The 22,824-nt window shown below is 39.1% G+C and carries 26 protein-coding genes and 1 pseudogene; 15 read left to right on the forward strand and 12 right to left on the reverse strand.

What is annotated here, in order from left to right:
* From CDOM15925_RS07325 to CDOM15925_RS07340, 4 genes are all read right to left on the reverse strand, one after another.
* Window positions 1-1,019: nitrate- and nitrite sensing domain-containing protein (locus tag CDOM15925_RS07325; protein WP_169942620.1), on the reverse strand; the 1,019-nt coding region annotated here is incomplete at its 3' end.
* 33 nt (window positions 1,020-1,052) lie between these two features.
* On the reverse strand, window positions 1,053-2,075 hold the full coding sequence (gene hemE / locus CDOM15925_RS07330) for a uroporphyrinogen decarboxylase (protein ID WP_169942622.1): 1,023 nt from the start codon (window positions 2,073-2,075) through the stop codon (window positions 1,053-1,055).
* A gap of 205 nt (window positions 2,076-2,280) precedes the next feature.
* On the reverse strand, window positions 2,281-2,706 hold the full coding sequence (locus CDOM15925_RS07335) for an Rrf2 family transcriptional regulator (protein WP_169942624.1): 426 nt from the start codon (window positions 2,704-2,706) through the stop codon (window positions 2,281-2,283).
* A 69-nt stretch (window positions 2,707-2,775) separates the two neighbouring features.
* Window positions 2,776-3,411 carry an NAD(P)-dependent oxidoreductase gene (locus CDOM15925_RS07340; protein ID WP_169942626.1) on the reverse strand — a complete coding sequence of 212 codons (636 nt, stop codon included), beginning with the start codon at window positions 3,409-3,411 and terminating at the stop codon, window positions 2,776-2,778.
* Window positions 3,412-3,570: 159 nt separating this feature from the next.
* Between CDOM15925_RS07340 and CDOM15925_RS07345 the strand changes: the two are divergent.
* The 12 genes and pseudogenes from CDOM15925_RS07345 (at window position 3,571) to CDOM15925_RS07395 (ending at window position 15,044) form a co-directional block, all read left to right on the forward strand.
* Window positions 3,571-4,211: pseudogene (locus CDOM15925_RS07345) on the forward strand (ABC transporter six-transmembrane domain-containing protein).
* A 3-nt stretch (window positions 4,212-4,214) separates the two neighbouring features.
* Complete coding sequence (locus CDOM15925_RS10105) at window positions 4,215-4,424, forward strand: hypothetical protein (RefSeq protein WP_249934710.1); 210 nt, start codon at window positions 4,215-4,217, stop codon at window positions 4,422-4,424.
* A gap of 60 nt (window positions 4,425-4,484) precedes the next feature.
* Window positions 4,485-6,275: a translation elongation factor 4 gene (gene lepA / locus CDOM15925_RS07350; RefSeq protein ID WP_169942628.1), complete on the forward strand. Its 1,791-nt coding sequence runs from the start codon at window positions 4,485-4,487 to the stop codon at window positions 6,273-6,275.
* 74 nt (window positions 6,276-6,349) lie between these two features.
* Complete coding sequence (locus CDOM15925_RS07355; protein WP_169942630.1) at window positions 6,350-7,066, forward strand: hypothetical protein; 717 nt, start codon at window positions 6,350-6,352, stop codon at window positions 7,064-7,066.
* Window positions 7,067-7,075: 9 nt separating this feature from the next.
* On the forward strand, window positions 7,076-7,627 hold the full coding sequence (locus CDOM15925_RS07360) for a YajG family lipoprotein (RefSeq protein ID WP_169942632.1): 552 nt from the start codon (window positions 7,076-7,078) through the stop codon (window positions 7,625-7,627).
* Window positions 7,627-8,199, forward strand: a complete 573-nt coding sequence (locus CDOM15925_RS07365) for a ComF family protein (RefSeq protein ID WP_169942634.1) — start codon at window positions 7,627-7,629, stop codon at window positions 8,197-8,199. Before CDOM15925_RS07360 ends, CDOM15925_RS07365 begins: the two co-directional genes overlap by 1 nt.
* A gap of 249 nt (window positions 8,200-8,448) precedes the next feature.
* Window positions 8,449-11,049 (forward strand): DNA gyrase subunit A, encoded by a 2,601-nt coding sequence (gyrA, locus tag CDOM15925_RS07370; protein ID WP_169942636.1) that lies wholly within the window; start codon window positions 8,449-8,451, stop codon window positions 11,047-11,049.
* A gap of 47 nt (window positions 11,050-11,096) precedes the next feature.
* Window positions 11,097-11,591 (forward strand): LPP20 family lipoprotein, encoded by a 495-nt coding sequence (locus CDOM15925_RS07375; protein ID WP_169942638.1) that lies wholly within the window; start codon window positions 11,097-11,099, stop codon window positions 11,589-11,591.
* Window positions 11,567-11,977, forward strand: a complete 411-nt coding sequence (locus CDOM15925_RS07380) for a hypothetical protein (protein ID WP_169942640.1) — start codon at window positions 11,567-11,569, stop codon at window positions 11,975-11,977. Before CDOM15925_RS07375 ends, CDOM15925_RS07380 begins: the two co-directional genes overlap by 25 nt.
* A gap of 3 nt (window positions 11,978-11,980) precedes the next feature.
* Window positions 11,981-13,285 carry a sigma-54-dependent transcriptional regulator gene (locus CDOM15925_RS07385; RefSeq protein WP_169942642.1) on the forward strand — a complete coding sequence of 435 codons (1,305 nt, stop codon included), beginning with the start codon at window positions 11,981-11,983 and terminating at the stop codon, window positions 13,283-13,285.
* Window positions 13,282-14,307: an aspartate-semialdehyde dehydrogenase gene (locus CDOM15925_RS07390; protein ID WP_169942644.1), complete on the forward strand. Its 1,026-nt coding sequence runs from the start codon at window positions 13,282-13,284 to the stop codon at window positions 14,305-14,307. The genes CDOM15925_RS07385 and CDOM15925_RS07390 overlap by 4 nt, the downstream gene beginning before the upstream one ends.
* Before the next feature lie 230 nt (window positions 14,308-14,537).
* Window positions 14,538-15,044 carry a YqhA family protein gene (locus CDOM15925_RS07395; protein ID WP_169942646.1) on the forward strand — a complete coding sequence of 169 codons (507 nt, stop codon included), beginning with the start codon at window positions 14,538-14,540 and terminating at the stop codon, window positions 15,042-15,044.
* A 96-nt stretch (window positions 15,045-15,140) separates the two neighbouring features.
* Here the strand turns inward: CDOM15925_RS07395 and CDOM15925_RS07400 are convergent, their stop codons facing one another.
* The 5 genes from CDOM15925_RS07400 to CDOM15925_RS07420 are packed head-to-tail and all read right to left on the reverse strand — an operon-like array spanning window position 15,141 to window position 18,066.
* On the reverse strand, window positions 15,141-15,752 hold the full coding sequence (locus CDOM15925_RS07400) for an energy-coupling factor ABC transporter ATP-binding protein (protein ID WP_169942648.1): 612 nt from the start codon (window positions 15,750-15,752) through the stop codon (window positions 15,141-15,143).
* Between the two features lie 9 nt (window positions 15,753-15,761).
* Window positions 15,762-16,415, reverse strand: a complete 654-nt coding sequence (locus CDOM15925_RS07405) for a CbiQ family ECF transporter T component (protein ID WP_169942650.1) — start codon at window positions 16,413-16,415, stop codon at window positions 15,762-15,764.
* Complete coding sequence (gene cbiM / locus CDOM15925_RS07410; protein ID WP_169942652.1) at window positions 16,412-16,993, reverse strand: cobalt transporter CbiM; 582 nt, start codon at window positions 16,991-16,993, stop codon at window positions 16,412-16,414. Before cbiM ends, CDOM15925_RS07405 begins: the two co-directional genes overlap by 4 nt.
* A gap of 3 nt (window positions 16,994-16,996) precedes the next feature.
* Window positions 16,997-17,422 (reverse strand): carboxypeptidase-like regulatory domain-containing protein, encoded by a 426-nt coding sequence (locus CDOM15925_RS07415; RefSeq protein ID WP_169942654.1) that lies wholly within the window; start codon window positions 17,420-17,422, stop codon window positions 16,997-16,999.
* A complete protein-coding gene (locus CDOM15925_RS07420) occupies window positions 17,422-18,066 on the reverse strand; it encodes a DUF4198 domain-containing protein (protein ID WP_169942656.1) in 645 nt (214 codons plus the stop codon). The genes CDOM15925_RS07415 and CDOM15925_RS07420 overlap by 1 nt, the downstream gene beginning before the upstream one ends.
* Before the next feature lie 246 nt (window positions 18,067-18,312).
* On the opposite strand from CDOM15925_RS07420, the gene CDOM15925_RS07425 reads away from it, so the two are divergent.
* Both CDOM15925_RS07425 and CDOM15925_RS07430 read left to right on the forward strand, forming a co-directional pair.
* On the forward strand, window positions 18,313-18,681 hold the full coding sequence (locus CDOM15925_RS07425) for a thioredoxin family protein (RefSeq protein WP_169942658.1): 369 nt from the start codon (window positions 18,313-18,315) through the stop codon (window positions 18,679-18,681).
* Window positions 18,682-18,690: 9 nt separating this feature from the next.
* On the forward strand, window positions 18,691-19,419 hold the full coding sequence (locus CDOM15925_RS07430; protein WP_169942660.1) for a cytochrome c biogenesis CcdA family protein: 729 nt from the start codon (window positions 18,691-18,693) through the stop codon (window positions 19,417-19,419).
* A 27-nt stretch (window positions 19,420-19,446) separates the two neighbouring features.
* Here the strand turns inward: CDOM15925_RS07430 and CDOM15925_RS07435 are convergent, their stop codons facing one another.
* Window positions 19,447-20,376, reverse strand: coding sequence for a ribose-phosphate pyrophosphokinase (locus tag CDOM15925_RS07435; protein WP_169942662.1), 930 nt, complete (start codon window positions 20,374-20,376; stop codon window positions 19,447-19,449).
* A 217-nt stretch (window positions 20,377-20,593) separates the two neighbouring features.
* Between CDOM15925_RS07435 and CDOM15925_RS07440 the strand changes: the two genes are divergently transcribed.
* Window positions 20,594-20,890 (forward strand): monooxygenase, encoded by a 297-nt coding sequence (locus CDOM15925_RS07440; RefSeq protein WP_169942788.1) that lies wholly within the window; start codon window positions 20,594-20,596, stop codon window positions 20,888-20,890.
* Between the two features lie 122 nt (window positions 20,891-21,012).
* On the opposite strand, the gene mnmA is transcribed toward CDOM15925_RS07440, so the two are convergent.
* Both mnmA and CDOM15925_RS07450 read right to left on the reverse strand, forming a co-directional pair.
* Window positions 21,013-22,056, reverse strand: coding sequence for a tRNA 2-thiouridine(34) synthase MnmA (gene mnmA / locus CDOM15925_RS07445; RefSeq protein WP_349644341.1), 1,044 nt, complete (start codon window positions 22,054-22,056; stop codon window positions 21,013-21,015).
* Window positions 22,057-22,158: 102 nt separating this feature from the next.
* The gene (locus CDOM15925_RS07450) at window positions 22,159-22,752 is read right to left on the reverse strand and encodes an LOG family protein (RefSeq protein ID WP_349644342.1); all 594 of its coding nucleotides are present in this window, start codon (window positions 22,750-22,752) and stop codon (window positions 22,159-22,161) included.
* Window positions 22,753-22,824 lie beyond the last annotated feature (72 nt).

Here is a 22,824-nt window from a genome sequence, read left to right on the forward strand (position 1 = left end):
CCTTGTAAATTTAAAAGCTTGGCATTCTGTGATTTGTTATTTAAAAAGTTAAAAAATTCAACAAGACCGCTTTTGGTACTTTCTATATTCTTTATCAAATTTTTACCTATTATTATCGATATAACAAGAGGAATTATCAGACAAAAGGCTATCAAAACGGCACTTATCATAAGCTGATTATTGGCATTTTTTTCTATTGTGGAGGCTTGATTTTTCATGTTTTCAAGTAATTGTAATTCAAATTCTCTCATTTGATCTATTACCGCGGTAGCCTTTTCAAACCAAGCCGAAGGACTGTATTCAGGCGTGTATCCCGAGCTTATCTCTATAGTGTCTTTTACTATCTTGCCTACCTCTTTAAACTCACTTTTATCTCTTACTATTTGGTCAAATTCATCTCTAAAATTTTTAGGGTTAAAATCATCAAAATCCTTAGAAAATTTACCTATGACGCTATCAAGAGATACGACTTTATTGTAATCAATCTTGTCTATACTGCGCTTGGTAAATACTCCCACCAAAGTAGCGCGCAATATCCCGTAGGACTCTTTTATCTCGCCTATTATCAAACTTCTTTTAAGATCATCTACTAAATTCGGATCAATATGCGCACTATATCCGTTTATCGATATGATCTCATCTCTGATCATCTTCGTAAATTGCGCTAGCTGTCCTGCGTTTTGGCGACTATCTACACTTTTGCGAAGAGGCGTAAGCTTAGTTTGCATCTCGTCTTTTTCTTTAAGTCTTTCAAGTGCCGCATCGACAAGTTTTCTTTGCGCCAAGAGCTTTGCATTATCACCTCCTGCAAGCACTCCGGAGCTAAATCCGCGCTCTTTTTGCATCTCGTGAATAAGAGCGTTTTTATTTACGACTATATCAACAACTCGCTCGCTATATTCAGCTCTATCGCGCGTATCTAAAATCCCTTTAAAAAGATAAGCGCTTACGGCTATAAGCCCGATTAAACTGGCCACAACTATAGCCATTATCTTAAATTTTATCCTTATATTATTCAAAACCACTCCTTTTAGTTTTTAAACCCGCTAACTTTATCTTGCGCTTTTTTCCTGAACCCGCCTGATGAAATGTTTTGCGTTTTCAACAGGTATATCAGGTAAAATTCCATGCCCCAAGTTAAATATATGAGGCGCACCATTCATCACGCTTAAAATTTTATCAACTCCCTCATCAATCGCAGATTTTGAGTATAGTCTAGTCGGCTCCATATTTCCTTGAAGTACAAATTTCGGGCTTAGTTTTGCTTTAGCAAGCTCGATCGGAGTGCTCCAATCCACACCAAACACTTCAAAATTTCCATCTATCTTATCAAGATATCCGCTTATGCCCTTTGGAAATACGATCACCGGAATTTGCGGAAATTCGGCCTTAAGCGCATCAACTATAACCATGATATACTTCCAGCCAAACTCAAAATACGCACTCATCTCAAGCGCAGCCGCCCAGCTATCAAAAATTTGCACCGCATTTACACCCGCTTTAATCTGCTCTTTCATATAGCCGATAAGCGCAGCGGTAACTTTGGCTAAAATTTGATGCATAAATTCAGGATTTGAGTATAAAAGCTTCTTGCTAACGGCATAAGTTTTCGTCCCGCCGCCTTCAATCATATAAGTAGCTATCGTCCAAGGAGCGCCGCAAAAGCCGATTAACGCTTTATCCTGAGCCAAATTTTGGCGAGTTAGCTTGATCGTATCATAAACATAACTTAAATTTTTGATTGATTTTTGCACGTCAAGCCTGTCTAAATCCTCTTTTGTCTTGATCGGATCGCTAAAAATAGGCCCCTCGCCTTGCACAAATTTAAGATCCATACCCATTTCAAGCGGCACGACCAAGATATCGCTAAAAAGTATCGCCGCATCAACGCCTAAAATATCAACAGGCTGGATGGTTACTTCACTTGCCTTTTTATAGTCCTTGCAAAGTGATAAAAAATCTCCCGCCGACTTGCGAACCGCCATATACTCGGGCAGATAGCGCCCCGCCTGACGCATCATCCAAACAGGAGTATAAGGCGTAGGTCTTTTGAAACAAGCATCTACAAATATCATTAAATTTCCTTTAAATTTTTGCCGATTGTATCACATTTATTATTAAAGTATTTAAAATTTGACAATAAGCCGAGTATTATTTTTTCTGCGTATTTTAAAATTTCATTTACCAAATATTCATTCTATATCGGCGGTTTTAAAATTTAGTTTAACCTTATCTTGGTTGAAAATATTAACTTGCTAAAACAAAATTTTAAATCCCAAACTAAGAGCCTAAAACCCTTAGTTCGTCAAGTAAATTTTGTAAATTTATACAAGAGAGTTTGTTTTGCATAGCGTTTTGCGCAGCTAAAAAATGTCCGCTTAGCAAATTTTGAATTTGCCCGCCCAAAGGACAAGCGGCAGGGGATTTTTGATGTATTTTAAAAAGCTCTTTTTGATCCGAATTTACCGCGTTATAAATATCTAGTAGCGTAATTTCACTTGGCTGTTTTAGCAAGGATAGTCCGCCTACACCGGGAGAAGTTTTTATCAATTTAGCTTTTTTCAAAAGAGCAGTGATATTTCTTACTATTACGGGATTTACCCCTATACCTTCTGCCAGAAATTCGCTAGTGTTTTTATCCTCTTTAAAAAACTCGACACTCAAAAGAATATGAACCGCGATTGAAAATTTTTGCCCTATTTGCATTTTTACCTAAAAATATTTTTTCGTTATTCTAGCCAAAAATAGCAAATTTTACGGGCAAAAACATAAATTTCATCCACTTACCGCAGTTAGGCACCTGTTTATATGATTTTGGTTTTTTATCTCGTCGATTATCGCCAAGGCAAGGTCAGGATAGCTTATGTAGCTTTGGTTGTTTGAATTTAAAATAATCTTATCGCTTCCGATTTTATATTTACCCGTTCTAGCCCCGTTTTCATCGTAATTTAGAGCAGGCGAAACATAAGTCCAAAGTGTATCTTTTCTATCTTTTAGCTCATAAAACGATCCTGCGTCAGCCTTTGCTACATCTAGGTATTCAGTCGGGAAATCAGGCGCGTCCATTAGCATTACTTTGCGGTCGCTATCTACATAAAGAGTTCCCGCTCCGCCCACGATAAATAGCCTAGTTTTACTACTGCTAAGAAGATCGGCAAGATGCTTGGTGTGCTTTGCATGAAGATAAAAAGTCTCTTTAGTCCATACGGCAAATGCACTTATAACTACGTCAAATTCGCTTAAATCTTCTTTATTAAGCTCAAACACGTCTTTATAAACAATTTTCACTTTGTCGTTTTTATACTCTTTGTTTCGCACGATAGCGGTTACTTCATAACCTTGAAGCAAGGCTTCTTTGACCAACTCTTTGCCACTCTTTCCGTTTGCGCCTATGATAGCTATTTTTTTCATTCTAGATCCTTTAAAATTTTATTGTAATGTTTTTAATTACAACTTATGAGCGAAGTCTATCTAATTTTTATTGTAATGTCAATAGTTACAACTAATTTTAAATTTGACATCAAATTTAAAAGCCTATAAAATTTAGCTTAATTCAAACAAAGGAATTTCATGAAAAATAGCGCTTTTAAAACGCTAAAACTCATCGCCAAGCAAAATTTCAAAAAGCTATTTTTAGCATTTAGCTTGGTGCTTGCCGAAAATGGGCTGTTTCTTATATATCCACTGCTAGCAGGTATCGCCATAAACGCTATCATAGAAGGCAAAGTCTTGCTAGCGCTTACCTATTCGCTTATGGTGCTTATAGGTTGGTGTATAGGTACCGCAAGACGTAGGGTAGATACACAGGTCTTTACTAAAATTTATGCGGATCTTGCAGTAAAAGTCATAATGAGCGAGAAAAAAGACTCAAAAAACGACTCCGTAATAATAGCAAGAGCGAATTTGTCGCGGGAATTTGTGGATTTCTTCGAGCAGCATTTTCCTATGCTTTTTACTTCGGCGGTTTCTATTTTCGGCTCTGTGGCTATGCTATTTTTATCGAATTTTACGTGGGTCTAGCGACATTTATAGTAATCGTTATATTTGCTCTTTTGCTACCAAGATACATAAGCAAAAACGACAAACTCTACTTAAGACTAAACAACCAGATAGAAAAAGAGGTTAGCAGGATAAAAGAAGCTAGAGAAAACAAGCTAAAAAGGCACTACAAGCTACTTTCGCTGTTAAGAGTAAGGATATCAAACCGCTAAGCGATGAGCTTTTTAATCATCGGCATAAGTGCTGCTGTACTTTTTGGCCTAGCTATCATAACTCTTGCAAACAATAAAGCAACCGCAGGGCATATCTACTCGGTAATAACATACCTATGGACCTTTGCCATAAGCCTTGATGACGCGCCAAACCTCATCGAGCAGTTTTCAAAACTAAAAGATATAGGCAAGCGAGTAAATACTCAAATTTAGCGAAAAATAAAAGATTTTTTGGCAAAATAAGACAAATTTTAAACACAAGAGCAAATTTGAATGAAAAACATAAGAAATTTTAGCATCATAGCCCACATAGATCACGGCAAAAGCACTCTTGCAGACCGATTAATCCAAGAGTGCGGAGCGGTAAGCGACCGCGAGATGAGTAGTCAGATAATGGACACGATGGATATCGAAAAAGAGCGCGGTATCACGATAAAAGCTCAAAGCGTGAGGCTTGAACATAACCTAAACGGCGAAAAATATATCTTAAATCTAATCGACACTCCGGGACACGTTGATTTTAGCTACGAAGTAAGTAGAAGTTTAGCAAGCTGCGAAGGAGCCCTGCTTGTGGTTGATGCAAGCCAAGGAGTCGAGGCTCAAACCATCGCAAACGTCTATATCGCACTTGAAAACAACCTTGAAATCATCCCCGTGATAAATAAAATCGACCTTCCCGCGGCAGATGCCGAGCGAGTTAAAAACGAGATAGAGCACGTTATCGGACTTGACTGCGCAAATGCTATTGAAGTAAGTGCAAAGAGCGGCATAGGTATAAAAGAGCTCGCCCAAGCCATCATCACGCGAATTCCGCCACCGCACGGAGATATAAAAAGCCCGCTTAAGACGCTAATTTACGATAGTTGGTTTGACAACTACCTTGGTGCGCTGGCTCTTGTGCGCGTGTATGACGGCGAGTTAGCCAAAAACGATGAAATTTTGGTTATGGGCACAGGCAAAAAGCATATCGTGCTTGATCTTATGTATCCAAACCCAATCGCGCCGATTAAGACAAGCAGGCTAAGCGCGGGCGAAGTAGGCATAGTCGTGCTTGGACTTAAAAACGTAAGCGACGTGCAGGTAGGAGATACGATAACGCTTGCTAAAAATCCGCTTAAAGAACCGGTCGGTGGCTTTGAGCGAGCAAAGCCATTTGTGTTTGCAGGGCTTTATCCGATAGAGACCGACAAATTTGAAGATCTGCGCGACGCTCTTGATAAGCTTAAGCTAAACGACAGCTCCATAAGCTACGAGCCTGAGACTTCGGTCGCTCTTGGATTTGGCTTTCGCGTTGGATTTTTGGGACTGCTTCACATGGAGGTCATCAAAGAGCGTTTAGAGCGTGAATTTGACCTTGATCTGATAGCAACTGCACCGACCGTGACATACCAGGTTATCCAGACGGACGGGCAAATTTTAGAGATTCAAAATCCAAGCCAGCTTCCGCCTGTAAATAAAATCGAGATGATAAAAGAGCCTTACGTGCGCTCGACCATCATCACGCCGAGTGAATTTTTGGGCAATATCATCACGCTTTTAAACAACCGCCGAGCGATTCAGACCAAGATGGACTACATCACGCCAGAGCGTGTGCTACTTGAATACGATATACCGATGAATGAGATCGTAATGGACTTTTACGATAAGCTTAAATCAAGCACCAAAGGCTACGCAAGCTTTGATTATGAGCCTAGCGAGTACCGCGAGGGAGACCTAGTTAAGCTTGATATCAAGGTTGCGGGAGAAACTGTAGATGCGCTCTCTATCATCGTGCCCGAAAGCAAGGCGCAAAGCAAGGGGCGCGACTTCGTGAAAGCGATGAAGGAGATCGTGCCAAGACAGCTTTTTGAAGTGGCTATCCAAGCAAGTATCGGCAATAAAATCATAGCGCGCGAGACGGTCAAATCAATGGGCAAAAACGTCACGGCAAAGTGCTACGGAGGCGATATCACGCGTAAGAGAAAATTGCTTGAAAAGCAAAAAGAGGGCAAAAAAAGAATGAAAGCCATAGGCAAGGTAAATTTACCTCAAGAAGCGTTTTTAAGCGTACTTAAGATAGATTAAGGCTTAAATTCGGGCTAAATTTCGCAGGCGGAATAAAATTTGCTTTGATTAATATAAAATTTTAAGGATACAGAATGAAATTTAAGACGATTTTTTTGATGATAGCGGCGGCTTTTTTATTTTTAGGTTGCTCTTCAAAGACAAGCGATGGAGCTGTTGTAACCGGTAACTTTTCTAGCTCATCTTCAAGCGATGCTAAATTTCACTTCGAAGAGGTTATGAAAATTCCTATTGATTGCAGTTCTTGTAAAGGCTCAGGAAACACCGTAACTATAAACGGCACAAAATATAGAAGTGATGTTGCTATAAAATGTTGCCTCAAAAAAAATATGATAGACACAAAAGCCGCACTTAAAAAAGTATACATACACAGGATAACGGACGAGAGGGAAGATGCTCAAAGCATAAAATATATAAGACAAAACGGAAGCACTGTTGTATTTAATTCAAGCCCAAGACTTGAGCCACTATTTTATATGTTTTTAAAACAAGAGCTTCTTTCAAGAGGTATCCTTGTCGTAGAGAATCAAACATCTCCTTACACATATAGACTTGATTTTTCATTTACCGAGCTTAAAGGAGTTTATAGCAGAAGTCAAGAGCAGCTAAATTCACAACTTTTTGGAGTACTTAAAATTAAAAACATAAATTACGGCAGAATACTCAATATAACTACAAAACAAGAAGTAAAAAAGCTTGCAGTAAGCAGGACGGGACAATTTGACATATACGTATCTTTGCTAGTCAAACAAGCGGCCAACAAAGTCGCTGAAGAAATTTCAAAGCTATAAAGGAAATTCATGAAAAAATACATACTTATCGCCCTACTTCCTTTTTTATTTTTAGGTTGCGCACAACAAAGTTCGGTTCTTAATTTATCTCCTTATAACTCAACTTCAAATTCTTTAGGGTTTGCCAAACAGGTTCAGATAAACTCGGTCATAGACAATCGCCAAAACAAAAGCATAGTCGCAACGATAACGAATTCAAAAGGCGATGTTAGCGAATACGTTACACTTCAAAACGACATCTCCGTCTGGCTAAAAGACGCTCTTGAAAAGGAAATTTCAAGGCTCGGCGGGCAAGTTGTGAGCTTTTCTAGCGATATAATAGTTGATGTGCAGATCGTATGGCTTAAAGCGAATTTAAGCGGATATAGCACGGACAACCTAAAAGGCGAAGCAAAAGTAATGCTAACTATAAGGCGTGGCGATCAGACCATAACAAAAAATGTCGCACAAACGCAAACCAAATTCGCCCCTATCCAGACAAGTGGCGCATTTGACAAATTTATAGACGAACTTTTAAGCGATATCGTAAAACGAGCCGCCGTTCAAATTTTAAAAAGCTGATGAGGTGCGCAAATTGTGGGCGCTTAAGTATTAAAATTTTATGCAAATTTTGCGCCTTGCACCTTAAAAATTCATCTTTAAAAACAAGAATTTTAAAAGACGATTTTAAAATTTACAGCTTCTTTGACTACTCCGAAGTTAAAAATTTAATCCACTCCAAGCATAAATTTCACGGCAGATTTATATACAAAAGCCTTGCAAATTTGAGTCTCAAAAAATTTGCTCAAAATTTCAAATTCGGCTCAAAAATAAATGCCGTAGCGATAGATGATAGGGTTAAATTTGATTATTCTCACACGGCTATTTTGGCTCGCGCTCTTAAAAGCGATGAGATCAAGCCGCTTCATTATTGCCTTCATGCAAGCTCTGATGTAAATTATTCGGGCAAGGATTTAGCCTTTCGCATAAAGCATCCAAGAAATTTCAAGCTAAACAAAATTCCAAAATTCCCCGTTATCTTGGTTGATGATATAATAACTACGGGAACTACGATGATTGAAGCTAAAACAGCACTTGAAAAATTTGGCGTAGAGGTCTTGTTCGGACTTGTTTTAGCCGATGCGAAGTATTAATAGCTAAAGCCAAATTTGCCATACAGCTTTATTGTATAAGACCCAAGAGATATTTGATAGATCACAAATCATTTAATCAGCCTGTACAATAAAACATCAATACACAAGCTTTCTTTTACCGGATTAATTCAAAAAACATATCAAATTAATTTACCAATAAATGCTTAATAATCTACGTATCAAATTTCGCATTTAGCCATCTTTTATCAAATTTTAGCTAGAATCTATGAGTTAATTTTAAGGATACAAATGGAAAACATATTTGAAGCAAATCAAGATATCGAATCTATAGACATTGAAGACTCTATAAAAGCAAGCTATCTAGACTACTCTATGAGCGTTATCATAGGACGTGCATTGCCTGATGCAAGAGACGGACTTAAGCCCGTTCATAGAAGAATTTTATACGCTATGAACGATCTTGGAGTAGGCTCAAGAAGCCCTTATAAAAAGTCGGCTCGTATCGTAGGTGATGTCATCGGTAAGTACCACCCGCACGGCGATACAGCCGTATATGACGCGCTTGTTCGTATGGCTCAGCCATTTTCTATGAGATATCCAAGCGTTGACGGTCAAGGAAACTTTGGTTCGGTTGATGGCGACGGTGCGGCGGCGATGCGTTATACGGAAGCTAGAATGACAAATTTGGCTGAAGAGCTTCTTCGCGATATAGACAAAGACACGGTTGATTTTATTCCAAACTACGATGACAGCACCGTTGAACCGGATGTTTTGCCTAGTAGGGTTCCGAATTTGCTTTTAAACGGTTCAAGCGGTATAGCGGTAGGTATGGCTACAAACATCCCTCCGCATAGCCTTGATGAGTTGATAAGCGGACTTTTGTTGGTTCTTGATAATAAAAACGCAACTCTTGAAGAGGTTATGGAGCATATCAAGGGTCCTGATTTCCCGACAGGCGGTATAATATTTGGCAAAAAAGGCATTATCGAAGCTTACAAAACAGGTAGAGGTCGCGTAAAGATAAGAGCAAAAACCCATATCGAAAAAAAGCCAAACAAGGACGTGATAGTAATCGACGAGCTTCCTTACCAAACAAACAAGGCTCGCCTAATCGAGCAAATAGCCGATCTTGTTAAAGAAAAACAGATAGAGGGCATTAGCGAAGTGCGCGATGAGTCCGACAGAGACGGAATTCGCGTAGTTATCGAACTTAAACGCGATGCGATGAGCGATATCGTGCTAAACAATCTCTTTAAATCTACAACTATGGAGAGCACCTTTGGCGTCATAATGCTTGCGATAGATAATAAAGAGCCTAAAATTTTCGGTCTTATCGATCTGCTTAAGTTATTTTTAAATCACCGCAAGACGGTTATAATAAGACGCACTATTTTTGAACTTCAAAAAGCACGCGCAAGAGCACATATCTTAGAAGGTCTTAAAATCGCCCTTGATAATATTGATGAAGTAATAGAACTTATAAAAAATAGCCCTGATACGACTTCGGCAAGAGATGGATTGATGGCTAAATTTGGACTTAGCGAGCTTCAGTCAAATGCGATTTTGGATATGAGGCTAAGCAAGCTAACCGGTCTTGAGCGCGAAAAACTTGATAACGAGCTTCAAGAACTACTATCCGAGATAGCAAGACTTGATGAAATTTTAAAGAGCGAAACCTTGCTTGAAACACTGATTAGAGAAGAACTCATCGAAATAAAGAGCAAATTTAAAGTTCCGCGCGTTACAGAGATAGTGGATGATTATGACGATATCGATATCGAGGACTTGATACCTAATGAAAACATGGTCGTAACCATAACTCATCGCGGATATATCAAACGAGTGCCAAGTAAGCAATACGAGAAGCAAAAGCGAGGCGGTAAGGGCAAAGTAGCAGTAACTACATACGATGATGACTTCATCGAAAGCTTCTTTACGTCAAATACTCATGATACGCTGATGTTTGTAACCGATCGCGGACAACTCTACTGGCTGAAAGTATATAAAATTCCTGAAGGAAGTCGCACGGCAAAAGGCAAAGCGGTAGTAAATTTAGTCCAGCTTCAGCCTGACGAAAAGATAAAAGCGATCATTCCGACAACTGATTTCAACGAAAACAAGTCGCTTGCGTTCTTTACGAAAAACGGCGTAGTAAAACGCACAAATTTAAGCGAATTTAAAAACATACGCTCTATCGGCGTAAGAGCTATTACTCTTGATGAAAACGACGAACTGGTAACCGCACTGATCGTTGAGAGCGATGAAAATGAATTTATCCCGCCTATTAGCGATGATGAAAATACAACCTTAACTCAAGAGATAGAAATTCAAGATGAAAATTTAGACGAAAACGTAGATAGTGTAGCGGCAGGTAAAATGCTCTTTATCGTTACTAAAAAAGGTATGTGTCTTAAATTTAACGTTAGCAAAGTTCGCCAGATGGGAAGAACGGCTCGCGGCGTAACGGGAATTAAATTTAAAGAGCTTGGCGACGAGGTGGTAGGTGCGGCAGTAATTGAAAGTAACGATCAAGAGGTGCTTAGCATATCTCAAAAAGGTATCGGCAAGCGCACAACCGCTGAAGAGTACCGCTTAACAAATCGTGGCGGCAAGGGCGTAATCTGCATGAAGCTAACAAATCGCACAGGCGATCTGGTCGGAGTCTTAATGGTTGATGAAGAGCAGGATTTGATGGCTCTAACCTCAAGCGGCAAGATGATCAGGGTAGATATGCAAAGCATCAGAAAAGCCGGTCGCAATACAAGCGGTGTAATAGTCGTAAATGTCGACGGAGACGACGTGGTAAGCGTAGCGGCATGCCCTAAGGAAGAAAGTCCAAGCGAAGAAGGCGATGAGCAGAGCGAAGACGGCGGCAGTATTTTGGAATAAATTTTGCTTTAATGATTGGCAAATGAAATTTATAAAAAGGTTATAAAATGAAGAGTTTTTATGTTGCGATGATCGGCGTGGCGGTTATGGTTATGAGCGGTTGCTCTAGCAAAGACGCTAATTTAGGCATGGCACAGCAAGATGTCGTCATACAAAAGATCGACAAAGACGATATAAGAGATGTCATGAAGCAAGAAAAGATGATATATGACATAGCTCCCGTAGAAGCGATGTTTAGTGCAGTAGGTGAAGGCATAGCCCCTCTTAACACCGTCTCTCAAGCCCAATCTTTAGCTCTTGCCAAACGCGCAGCGATAGCTGACGCTCACAGACAGCTTGCAGAAAAGCTTTACGGAGTAAAGATCAACTCTCGCGATACCGTTAGAGATGCGATGCTAAAAGACTCAACCATAACAGCTCAAGTAAGCGGTCTTATCAAAAACGCTTCGATAGTCGAGCATGACTTCAAAGACGGTCTTTACCGCGTTAGAATGGAACTTAAACTAGATCAAAGCAAGTGGCAAGAAATTTTTGCATACTGATACTTCTGATATCAACTCTCTTTGGCTCAGAGGAATTTATCCTTTGGGCCAAAATTTCTACTAAAAATCACATTATAAACTACGAAAATTTAGCCATATCAAAAGCTATGGTTTTAACCAATATTCAAGATGAATTTTTATGCGAAATCAACGAAAAGAAAAATGAGCAAAATGACGCTTTAACCTATCTAAATTTGCACAAAGACAAGCTTTTTGAATGCTTCGTATCTTATAAATTTAAAGTTCAAGACTTCTACACTCACAGCCAGAATTCAAAGGGCGTAAATCTACACACAAAAACCGATGTAACGCTTTTGCCGATTCGATTTACAATTAAATTTAAGCCAAATTCTGCTATTATCGGCGTATTTAAGATAAAAGAGTAGGTTATGAATGTAGTCATTGTCGAAGATGACATAAATATGCGCAAATCCCTTGAAATAGCGCTTGGCGAATACGAAGAATTGCAAATCAAAAGCTACAAAAGCGCAGTTGAAGCTCTTAAGAAGCTAAGCGATGATACCGATCTTATAATAACCGATATCAATATGCCTACGATGGACGGACTTGAATTTATAAAAAAATTAGAGGGCAAATTTGACGTTATCATAATGACGGGAAACGCTACTTTAAACAAAGCCATTGAGAGCGTAAGGCTTGGAGTTAAGGACTTTTTAACAAAGCCGTTTGATATACAAACGCTTTATCAAGCCATAAAAAGAGTTGAAATTCTAAATCAAAAATTATCTAAAAAAATACAAAAACCAAGCGAAGTTAAAGCCACCCAATCAAGCGAATTTTACTCCACTTCGCCAGCTCTTGAAAAAACGCTTCATATAGCCAAAAAATCGGCTTTAACCGATGTTAGCATAATGCTTAGCGGCGAAAGCGGAGTAGGAAAAGAGCTCTTTGCAAATTTTATACACAAAAGCTCTCCTCGCGCAAACAAGCCTTTCATCGCGCTAAACATGGCGGCCATTCCTGAAAATCTCATTGAAAGCGAACTTTTTGGCTTTGAAAAGGGAGCGTTTACTGACGCTTCGGCTCAAAAAAAGGGTCAGTTTGAGCTCGCCGACGGAGGGACGCTATTTTTAGACGAGATTGCAGAGATGCCTTTAAATTTGCAACCAAAGCTTCTAAGAGCTCTTCAAGAAAGGGAGATAACGCGTCTTGGGGCTACTAAAAGCACTAAAATAGATGTAAGGATAGTTTGCGCGACTAACGCAAATTTGCAAGATTTGATAAAACAGGGCAAATTTAGGGAGGATCTTTTTTACAGATTAAATACTATTCCTCTTTTTATCCCGCCTCTTAGAGAGCGCAAAGAGGAAATTTTGCCCATAGCAAATCGCGCTCTTGAAAATTCCTGCAAAGAATTTGGCTTCAAGGCTAAAAAATTCTCCAAAGAAGCTGCAAAAGAGCTTGAAGAGTATGAATTCCCTGGCAACATAAGAGAGCTTATTTCCGTAGTTCAAAGAGCGGCTATAATGAGCGAAGGAGATCAAATTTCGGCTAGCGATCTGTTTTTACAATCAAGAAAGCCAAAGGATAAAGAAGTGATAAAAAAAGACCTTATAATCGACGTAATAAAAAGCGTGGACGGAAATTTAAAAGAGGCGTGCGAAATTTTAAATTTAAGCGAAGAAAATTTACGAGAGAATCTTAAAAAATATGGTATAAAGGAGGGTTTATGAGAAAGTTTAATGTCGCAGTAGTAGGCGCTACAGGTGCGGTCGGCGAGGAAATTTTCCGTGTGATGGAAGAAGTTAGCTTCCCCGTAAATGAGCTGTTGCCGCTTGCAAGCGCAAGAAGTGCCGGAAGCGAAGTTGAGTTTAACGGCAAGGCCTATAAGGTCGTAGAGCTTACTGAAAGCGTATTTGACGAGCATGAGATCGATATCGCATTTTTTAGTGCAGGCGGATCAATATCTGCGAAATTCGCACCCCTTGCAGCTCAAAGCGGAGCGGTCGTGATAGACAACACAAGCCACTTCAGGATGGATGAAGATGTGCCTTTGGTGGTTCCTGAGTGCAATCCGCAAGATATAGTCAAATGGGTAAATCGCGGCATCATCGCCAATCCAAACTGCTCGACCATCCAAATGGTGCAAGCGCTTAAGCCTCTTGATGACGCATACGGCATAACTCGCGTAGATGTCGCTACATATCAAGCCGCAAGCGGTGCGGGTAAAGAGGGTATGGAGGAGCTTGTCTTGCAGCTTCAAAAATTCTTTGAATTTAAGCTTGACGAGTGCGAACCAAAAATTTTCGCTCACCAACTGGCATTTAACCTCATCCCTCATATCGACGTGTTTTTAGACAACGACTACACGAAAGAAGAGATGAAAATGGTAAACGAAACCCAAAAGATTCTCCATAAAAATATCGAAGTAAGTGCGACCTGCGTGCGTGTGCCCGTGCTTAGAAGCCACTCCGAGGCTATCACTATACACTTTAGCCAAGATATCAATGCCGATAAGGCAAGAGAGGTACTAAGAGCCGCACCTAGTATCATCATAGAAGACGAACCGTCAAAGAAAATTTATCCCATGCCTCTAACCGCAAGCGATACTAACTACACTTATGTAGGCAGAATTCGCAAAGATAACTACCGAGATAACGTCCTTCATCTTTGGTGTGTAGCCGATCAAATTCGCGTAGGAGCGGCAACCAACGCAGTAAGAATCGCTCAAAAATGGGCGCAAATGCAAGAGTAATTTGCGGATTTTAAGCCGTGACTAAGGCTAAATTAATGGCTTAAGAGCATAAATTTAGCCTTTAAATCCTAAAATTTATATTATCCTCAAGAAAAAATGTCGCAATAAAGCTTCTGTCAAAGCTTAAATTTTACCAAGCATTGATCTGCGGGTAAAATTTAATAAAAACAGAGTCATAAATTTAAGAAAAAAACTGTAAAATACGAGCCAAATTAAAAATAAGGAATTTGATGTTTTCAAAAGTATTTGAAAAAATCTTGCTTGCAAGCAATAAATTTACTATACTTCCCGTTATATTCGGTCTGCTTGGGGCTATCGTGCTCTTTATCATAGCAAGTTATGATGTGCTTGTTATCATGAATGATGTTTGGAACTACTTCTTTAAAGGTATCCATCCTGATAATTTCCACTCGGATGTAGTGGGCGTTATCGTAGGAGCGATCGATCTATATCTCATGGCGCTGGTTCTTTATATCTTTAGTTTCGGTATCTATGAGCTCTTTATCTCAGAGATCGAAGCTCTTAAGGAGTCAAAGCAAAGCAAGGTTTTAGAGGTACACTCGCTTGACGAGCTAAAAGACAAGATCGGAAAAGTCATCATTATGGTCTTAATCGTAAATTTCTTCCAGCGCGTCTTGCACGCAAATTTTACAACTCCGCTTGAGATGACTTATCTTGCAGCGTCGATTCTTGCGCTTTGTCTTGGGCTTTATTTCTTGCACAAAGGCGAACACTAATTTAAGAGGTAATTTGCCTCTTAAATCATCTTTAAAAGCATAAATTTAAACTTTGCCTTATAGTCTTGCTAAATTTTACCAAACAAATTTGGCTAATTACTCTTGCTTTAAAAGCCCGTTTGCGGTAAATAAAAAGCATTGCGCCTCTTTGCTTAAAATTTCTTTTTTACTATGAGTTATTACCACAAAAGGCTTATTTTTGGCATTTAAATTTGCAAGCGTAAGAGCTGATTTCACATCATCAAGCTCATTAAAAGGCTCATCAAATAAATACAAATCAGCGTCTTTCATCAAAGCGCCCGCTATCGCCACGAGCCGTTTCTCGCCGCCTGAAAGATAGTAGATCGATCTATCTGCAAGATGAGAAATTTCAAATTTCTCAAGCATCTCGATAGCCTTTTGTTGTGCAATTTTGGGATTAACTCCACTAGCTAAAAGCGAAAAGGCGACATCTTCGATGACGGTTGGGGCTACGAATTGATCAAAGCTGTTTTGAAAAAGATATGAAATTTGCAGATTATCCTGTTTTATTATCTCGCCCAAATTTGGTGAAGCTATGCCTGCAAGAATTGACAAAAACGTGCTTTTACCGCTCCCGTTAGCTCCATAAATCACAATTCTTGAACTTGAAGAAATTTGCAAATTTATATTTTCAAAAAGCACGCTTTTGCCGTAACTAAAAGATAAATTCTTAGCCTCTACTAGCATATATCCTCTTTAGATAAAATTTTTATAAGCTCTAAAAATAGCCGTTAAAATAACAATTACAAACAGTAAAATTTCTGCCAAGCTTGCCCGCAAAGCGGGTAAAAACGCTATCTTTCCGCTATATCCTCGCACTTTCATAGCGTTAAATATGCCAAACGAGCGATCAAGCCCGCTAACGATAATCTTACCGATAAGGCTTGCATAAGCCTTAAAGAAAAAAAGTGAAATTTCACGTTTGACACCGCGAATTTTAAGAGTTTTTGGCATATCCTTGACCCACACTAAAAGCTCTTCAAAAACTTTAGCGTAAATCATCATTATGGCGATTAATTTTTGCGGTAAGTGCAAAGAAAAAAGAGCCTTAATAACAAAATAACTATCCTTGCCAAGAAGCAAACTTAAAACCAAAAGTAAGATTAAATTCGTCCTTATAAAAATGCTTTTTGCACTTGCAAAATCGCCGTTTAAAACGTAAGAAGCAACGATAAAAATCAAAAATATATTTAAATAAAGCAGCCAAACAAGAGCTCTTTTTTTATCTTTTTGAAATAGGATAAAGGCAAGCACGGGCGCTACAAAATCAACTGCATAAATTTCGCTCGCATTTAGCAAAAAGATATCATAAACGATAATGCTTAAAAGATAGCAAACCGGCCGACTCATAAGAAATTTGGCTTATAACGCAAGATAAAACGCAGTGCAAAAACCGATATCAGGCCCTCTATAAACATCAAAGGCAGATTAAAAATAAAAATCATATAAACAGCGTAATCAAGCCTTGCGCTGCTTATTAAAAGTATGGTGATAAGCAAGGCAACGCTTAGTAAAACAGGCGCAAATCCACCGATAAAGGAGATCAAATTCGGTTTTACACTTAAATGCGGTCTTAAAAAATACCACACCAAAACCGCAGGAGCCGCCATTATAAAGGTATTTACCCCAAGTACGCCTATACCTCCAAAACCGTAAAGCAGAGCTTGGAAAAATAGCGCTATCATAATGGCTAAAAACGCCTGCAAGCCGCCAAGCGCGCCGATAATGGCGTTAAAAAGCAGATGCACGCTACTTGGACCCACGGGGATATGCACAAAAGATCCAAGAAAAAACAGCGCCGTTAGCATAGCGACTTTCGGGATACTCTCAAAATCAAGCTTATAAAGCGCATAAGCGCAAATTCCGCCCGAGACAACCCAGCCCGCAACTAAAATTTCGCTATTTAAAATTCCTTCTGATATGTGCAAATTTCATACTTTTCTTGATTTAATAATAGCAATGATACCAAAAATACCAAAGATTATGCCTATGGAACTTAAAATTCCAAGATATTTTTGATAAACAGGCTCTTTATAACTATTAAGAGCCAGCTCATCGTTTGCATCGATATCAAATTCTTTCGTATGCTCGCCATGATCGCTACTTGCGGTAATCTTAACCCTATACGCTCCCTTGCGAGGCGGCAAAAATGCAAAATTCCCGCCGCTATCCATTGTGCTGGTTAATAGAGGTATAGCAGAGTCGCCCTCGTATATGACGATCTGGGCATAAGCGGCAGGAATTTTCTCTGTGAAATTTGCATTTATGATTATGGCTTTGCCCTCATGTGCGCTATAAAATAGCCCGTGAGCGCTTAAATTTAAGCATAAAGCCGCTATAAAAGCTAGAATTTTCACTACTTGACCTCAAATGATATTGAGCTTTGTATAAGCATTCTTTCAGCGCTTTCGTCGGTAAAAATAGGCTCTGAAGATTTAGCCGCGATGATGTTTAAGCCCTTTTCTTTAATAGGAATAAGAGCGATGCCAAATTCGTTCGTTACGTTATCTATATCATCTTTTGCCGTTTCAAAACCAACGTTTTTAGCAGGCTTGCCGTCTTTTAGAACAAGCACGGGCAAGCTCTCGCCTACTTTTATCTTAAACGGATCACTAAGCGCTATAACCTCGAGTTTAAGACCTATGGGCTTTAAGAAGTTTTCATTCCACGAAAAGTAGGTTTTGCCTATCTTCATGCTTCTAATAGCGTCAAAAACTATCCCTTTTGTCTTTGCTCTATCGCCCACGAGGTAGCCTTTATCCGTTTGCACCCAATGTCCTGCATCAAAGGTCATCGTAACTACGGCAGGCGATTTATCGGTCAAGATTTCAGGCAACTTCTTATCATCGTCGTAGTTATAAACTATACCTGTTTTGATTAGCTTTAAATTCTCGTCATAAGCCTTAGCGCCCAAAACTTGTTTTGAAGCGTAGCCTTCAAATTTATCGTGAGCCCAAAATTTAAGCTCAAATTTGTTTTTACCCACACTTTGAGCGACCACTTAGTGCGCCTGTGCACTCATTGTTAGAGCCGTAGCTATAAAAATAGCTTTTAATAACATTTTATTTGACATACTACTCCTTTAATAATAATTTATTACAATTAATATTATAGAGCCGAGGAATTTAATGTATTCTGAAATTTTATTAAGCGGATAAAGTATTTTATCAAACAGTATAAATTTTACACTTGATTAACGCAGGAAATATAAAATACGCCAACAAATTAAAACCGACAAGGAGAAAATATGAGAGTATTTAAAATTTTAGTCGTCGCTTTAGCGTTTGCGACCTTTTCATTTGCAGGAGAAGCTTTTAGTAAAGCTAAATTTGACGAGCTTATGAGCGAAGGCAAAGGTGTGGTGGTGCATATCCACGCTACTTGGTGCAGCACTTGCAAAAAGCAAGAAAAAGTTTTAGACCAAATCGCCAAACAAAACAGCGATAAAGCTAGCTTTTTAACCGTTGATTTTGATAGCCAAAAAGATGAGGTAAAGAGTCTTGGAGCAAACGATAGATCAGTTATCATAGTTTTTAAAGACGGCAAAGAGGTTTCAAGGACATTTTATGAAACCAACGAAGAGAAGATTAAAGAGCAAGTAAAGCTGGCGTTTTAAGAGAATTTTATGGATATCAGCGCTACCACACTGTTTTTTAGCTTTTTATCGGGGATTTTAACCACTTTAAGTCCTTGCGTTTTGCCGATACTGCCTATTATAGTCTCTTCGGCTCTTAGCAGATCAAAATTCGGACTTATAACGCTTGCGCTTGGTATGGCGCTATCTTTTAGCCTTATAGGCACTCTACTTTCCTCGGTAGGACTTGCGCTTGGGCTTGATAGCTCTACCATAAGAACCGTAGGCGGAATACTACTACTTTTGGTTGGAATTTGGCTTATTAGTCCAAAAATGCAAGAGCTAATAAGCTCTAAAACAAGCGGCTTTAGCAATCAAGCTCAAGGATTTTTAGCCAAATTTAATCCCGACAGCGCCAAGGGACAATTCATAGTAGGAGTTATGCTTGGAGCCGTTTGGTCTCCGTGCGTAGGGCCTACTCTTGGAGCGGCGATAGCTCTGGCTTCACGTGCAGAAAGCCTGCTAAACGTATTTATAGTTATGACCGTATTTGGAATTTCGGCAGTCATACCTCTCATAGCCATCGGGCTTGCCTCAAGACAGAGCTTTAAAAATAAAAGAGAGAAAATCGCAAATTTTGCAAGCAAAAGTAAAATCATCATGGGAATTTGCTTAATCGTAATTTCTCTTATGGTTTTAACGGGGCTTGATAAGGTAGTTGAAGGGTTTTTAGTAGAGATTAGCCCTGAGTGGCTAACCGATCTTACAACAAGATTTTAGGCTTTTGCCTAAAATCTTTTTAAATTTCTATCCAAATAGCGAATTTACGCTTTCGTTGTGATAGACACGTCTTATCACTTCTCCAAATATCGGCGCAACGCTTAGAACTTTTATCTTATCAAGTTGCTCTTTTAGCGGGATCGTATCGGTTATAACAAGCTCATCTAAAGCATCATCGCTTAAATTCTCATATGCCTTGCCCGAAAGCACCGCATGAGTACAGCATGCCATCACGCTAGTTGCACCTCTTTCTTTAAATACTCTAGCAGCTTTTACTATCGTGCCGCCTGTATCGATCATATCATCTACAAGTATCACGTCTTTGCCGTTTACGTCGCCTATGACGTTCATCACTTCGCTTTCGTTTGCTTTTTCGCGGCGCTTATCAACGATAACGATATCAAGGTCTAAATTCTTAGCCACACTTCTAGCACGCGCTACACCTCCGATATCAGGGCTTGCTATGATAGGGTTTTTCAGATGTTTGTTTTTGATGTATTCGTTAAATATTATCGAGCCGTAAAGATTATCCACCGGGATATCAAAAAAGCCTTGAATTTGCCCTGCGTGAAGATCGATAGTAACCACGCGGTTAATACCAGCCGTTTGTATCATATTTGCAACCAACTTAGCGGTAATCGGCACTCTAGGAGCGGCTTTTCTGTCCTGTCTTGCGTAACCGAAGTAAGGAATCACCGCAGTTATCGAGCTAGCGGAGCTTCTTTTAAGAGCATCCGTTAGTATCAAAAGCTCCATCAAATTTACGTTTGCAGGCGCACATGTCGGCTGAACGACAAAAATATCCTTACCGCGCACGCTCTCACCGATTTGCACGCTAATCTCGCCGTCGCTAAATCTCTTAATAGTAGCCTCGCTAAGCGGAAGCGAAAGATAGTGAGAAATTTTTTTGGAAAATTCGACGTTTGCGGTACCGGAGAAAATTTTATAACCTCTCATGAAATTTTACCTTTGTGAGTTTTTGGATGAGTTATTTTAGCAACAATGAACTTAAATTTGCTTTTGCGACTTAAAATTTAGCTTTGAGTAAAGAGCGATAAAAAGCTCAAGCGTAACGATTTTAGCGCAAATTTTAAGCTTACTTACAAATTTGAGCTTATATCAAGTCGGCTTATGATAAATTTTTTAAAATTTTAAAGGAGACACAGTGGTAATAATGCAGGTTTTATTTGATTATAAAGGCGGTTATGGCGAGCAAATGTATGAGCAGTGCCGAGAGTTAGCCGAGTCCATAACCAAAGAAAGCGGATTTATCTGGAAAATTTGGACCGAAAATGAAGAAAAAGGCATAGCAGGCGGAATTTATGCCTTTAACAGCGCCCAACAAGCCGAAACTTACGCCAAAATGCACGCTAAAAGGCTTGAGGAATTTAAAGTTGCTACAAATTTCAGATATGAAATTTTAGACGCTAATGAAAAATTAAGCGCAATTACAAATTTTAAATTAAAATAGATGAGATTTACGGGCGTTTTAAGTCTTGACTTGAAAAGGATAAAGCAGCAAATCAAGGAGTGAATTAAAACATCTAAAAGCTTAATTCACTCTGGCTAAATTCACATTTACGAAATGTAAATTTAAACTATAAACCCGCTTCCGATAACCAAATCATCTCGGTAAAATACCGCCAGCTGTCCGCTAGCTACGCCGTAAGCGCTATCTTTTAACTCTATATGTCCCGTTTGTCCGTCTATCAAAACACGAGCGCGCAAAGGCACGCTTCGGTATCTAACTTTCACATCACACTCAAATTCCCGCTCATTAATAAACATATTTATATCTTGTATCTTGATATCGCTACGCTCAAGCTCATCTTTTGAGCCGACAACTATCCGGTTGCTTTTACTATCTATGCTTAAAACAAAATGCGGCTCATGCGCGCCAAAGACCTCAAACCCTCGCCTTTTGCCGATAGTATAGTGCATATAGCCGCTATGTCTGCCGATTACTTTTCCGCTTTTATCAACCACGTCTCCCGGCAAATTCGTATCATAGTGGCGATTTAAGACATCTATATATGTGGTATCCACAAAGCAAATTTCGCTACTTTCCGCCTGCTCGCCAAATTCGCGCAAGCTCTCAACGCTCTTTGCAAGCTCTTTTATATCGCTTTTAAGCTTATCGCCAAGCGGAAAAATCATATCCTTAAGCACCTCTTGGGGCACCTGAGCTAAAAAATAACTCTGATCTTTATTAAGATCTTTTGCAGCCTTGATAAATCCGTCTTCAACCTGCACATAATGCCCTGTAGCAAGCTTATCGCAGCCTAAATTTTTAGCGAATTTCAGCAGCTCGCCAAGCTTTATAAATTTATTGCAAAGAGCACATGGATTTGGCGTGCGACCATCTTTATAAGTATCCACAAACGGCTGATATACGTATTTATCAAACTCATCTTGCAGATCAAGCACGTGCATTTTGATATCTAAAAACTCACAGGCCTTTTTTACTTTTTCAATGTTTTTTTCGTGATAACCGGGTTTTTTGTGTAGCTTCATATAGCAAGCTATTATCTCGTGTCCTTGCTCTTTTAGCATTTTCGCGCTAATCGTAGAATCAACGCCTCCGCTCATCGCCATTAAAATTTTCATTATTTTCCTTTTGTATACCCTATCGCGAATTTAAAACTACTTGAATACACCCGCAGACTTTAACATTAAAAATATCAAAAACGGGTTTAAGAGTATCTTTGAATAAAATTTGTGCGATTTTATAAAATAATTTTAAATTTGAGAAATTTCAGCTGCAATTTTTGATAAATCATCGCTGATTTCATAAAGATTCAGATCTTCGGCACTGATGGCTTTTTCCTCGATCAAAGTAGTTTTGATAAAATCGTCAAGCTTGCTCCAAAACTCGCTTCCGATAAGATAAATCTTAGCTCTTTTGTTGCGAATTTGAGCAAGAACCAAAATTTCAAAAAGCTCATCAAGCGTACCAAATCCTCCTGGGAAAATCAAAAACGCCTTTGATCTTTCAATAAGCGCAAATTTGCGTGCATTAAGGCTCTCAAATACGAATTTGCTAGTCGCATAAGGATTTGTCATCTGTTCAAAAGGAAGGACGATATTTAGTCCGATTGAAGGACTCTTGCCGCTATCAAAAGCGCCTTTATTAGCAGCCTCCATTATGCCTCCGCCTCCGCCGCTAACTATGGCAAAGCCGTCATTTGCAAGCGAGTGGGCAAGCTCGTAAGCCATCTTGCAAAATTTATTATCAAGCTCAAATCTAGCCGAACCAAAAAACGTAACGCTAGGATTTTTATACGCAGCAAAATCCCTAAATTTCGTTAAATCATTTAAAATTTTTTCCATTATTTCTCTTTAAGTCATATTTATAAGGCTTAAGCGGTAGATTAAGGCTTCTTTGCTCAAAAAAGCCTTCAATCG

Source organism: Campylobacter sp. RM15925, from assembly GCF_012978775.1.
Taxonomy (GTDB): Bacteria; Campylobacterota; Campylobacteria; order Campylobacterales; family Campylobacteraceae; genus Campylobacter_A; species Campylobacter_A canis.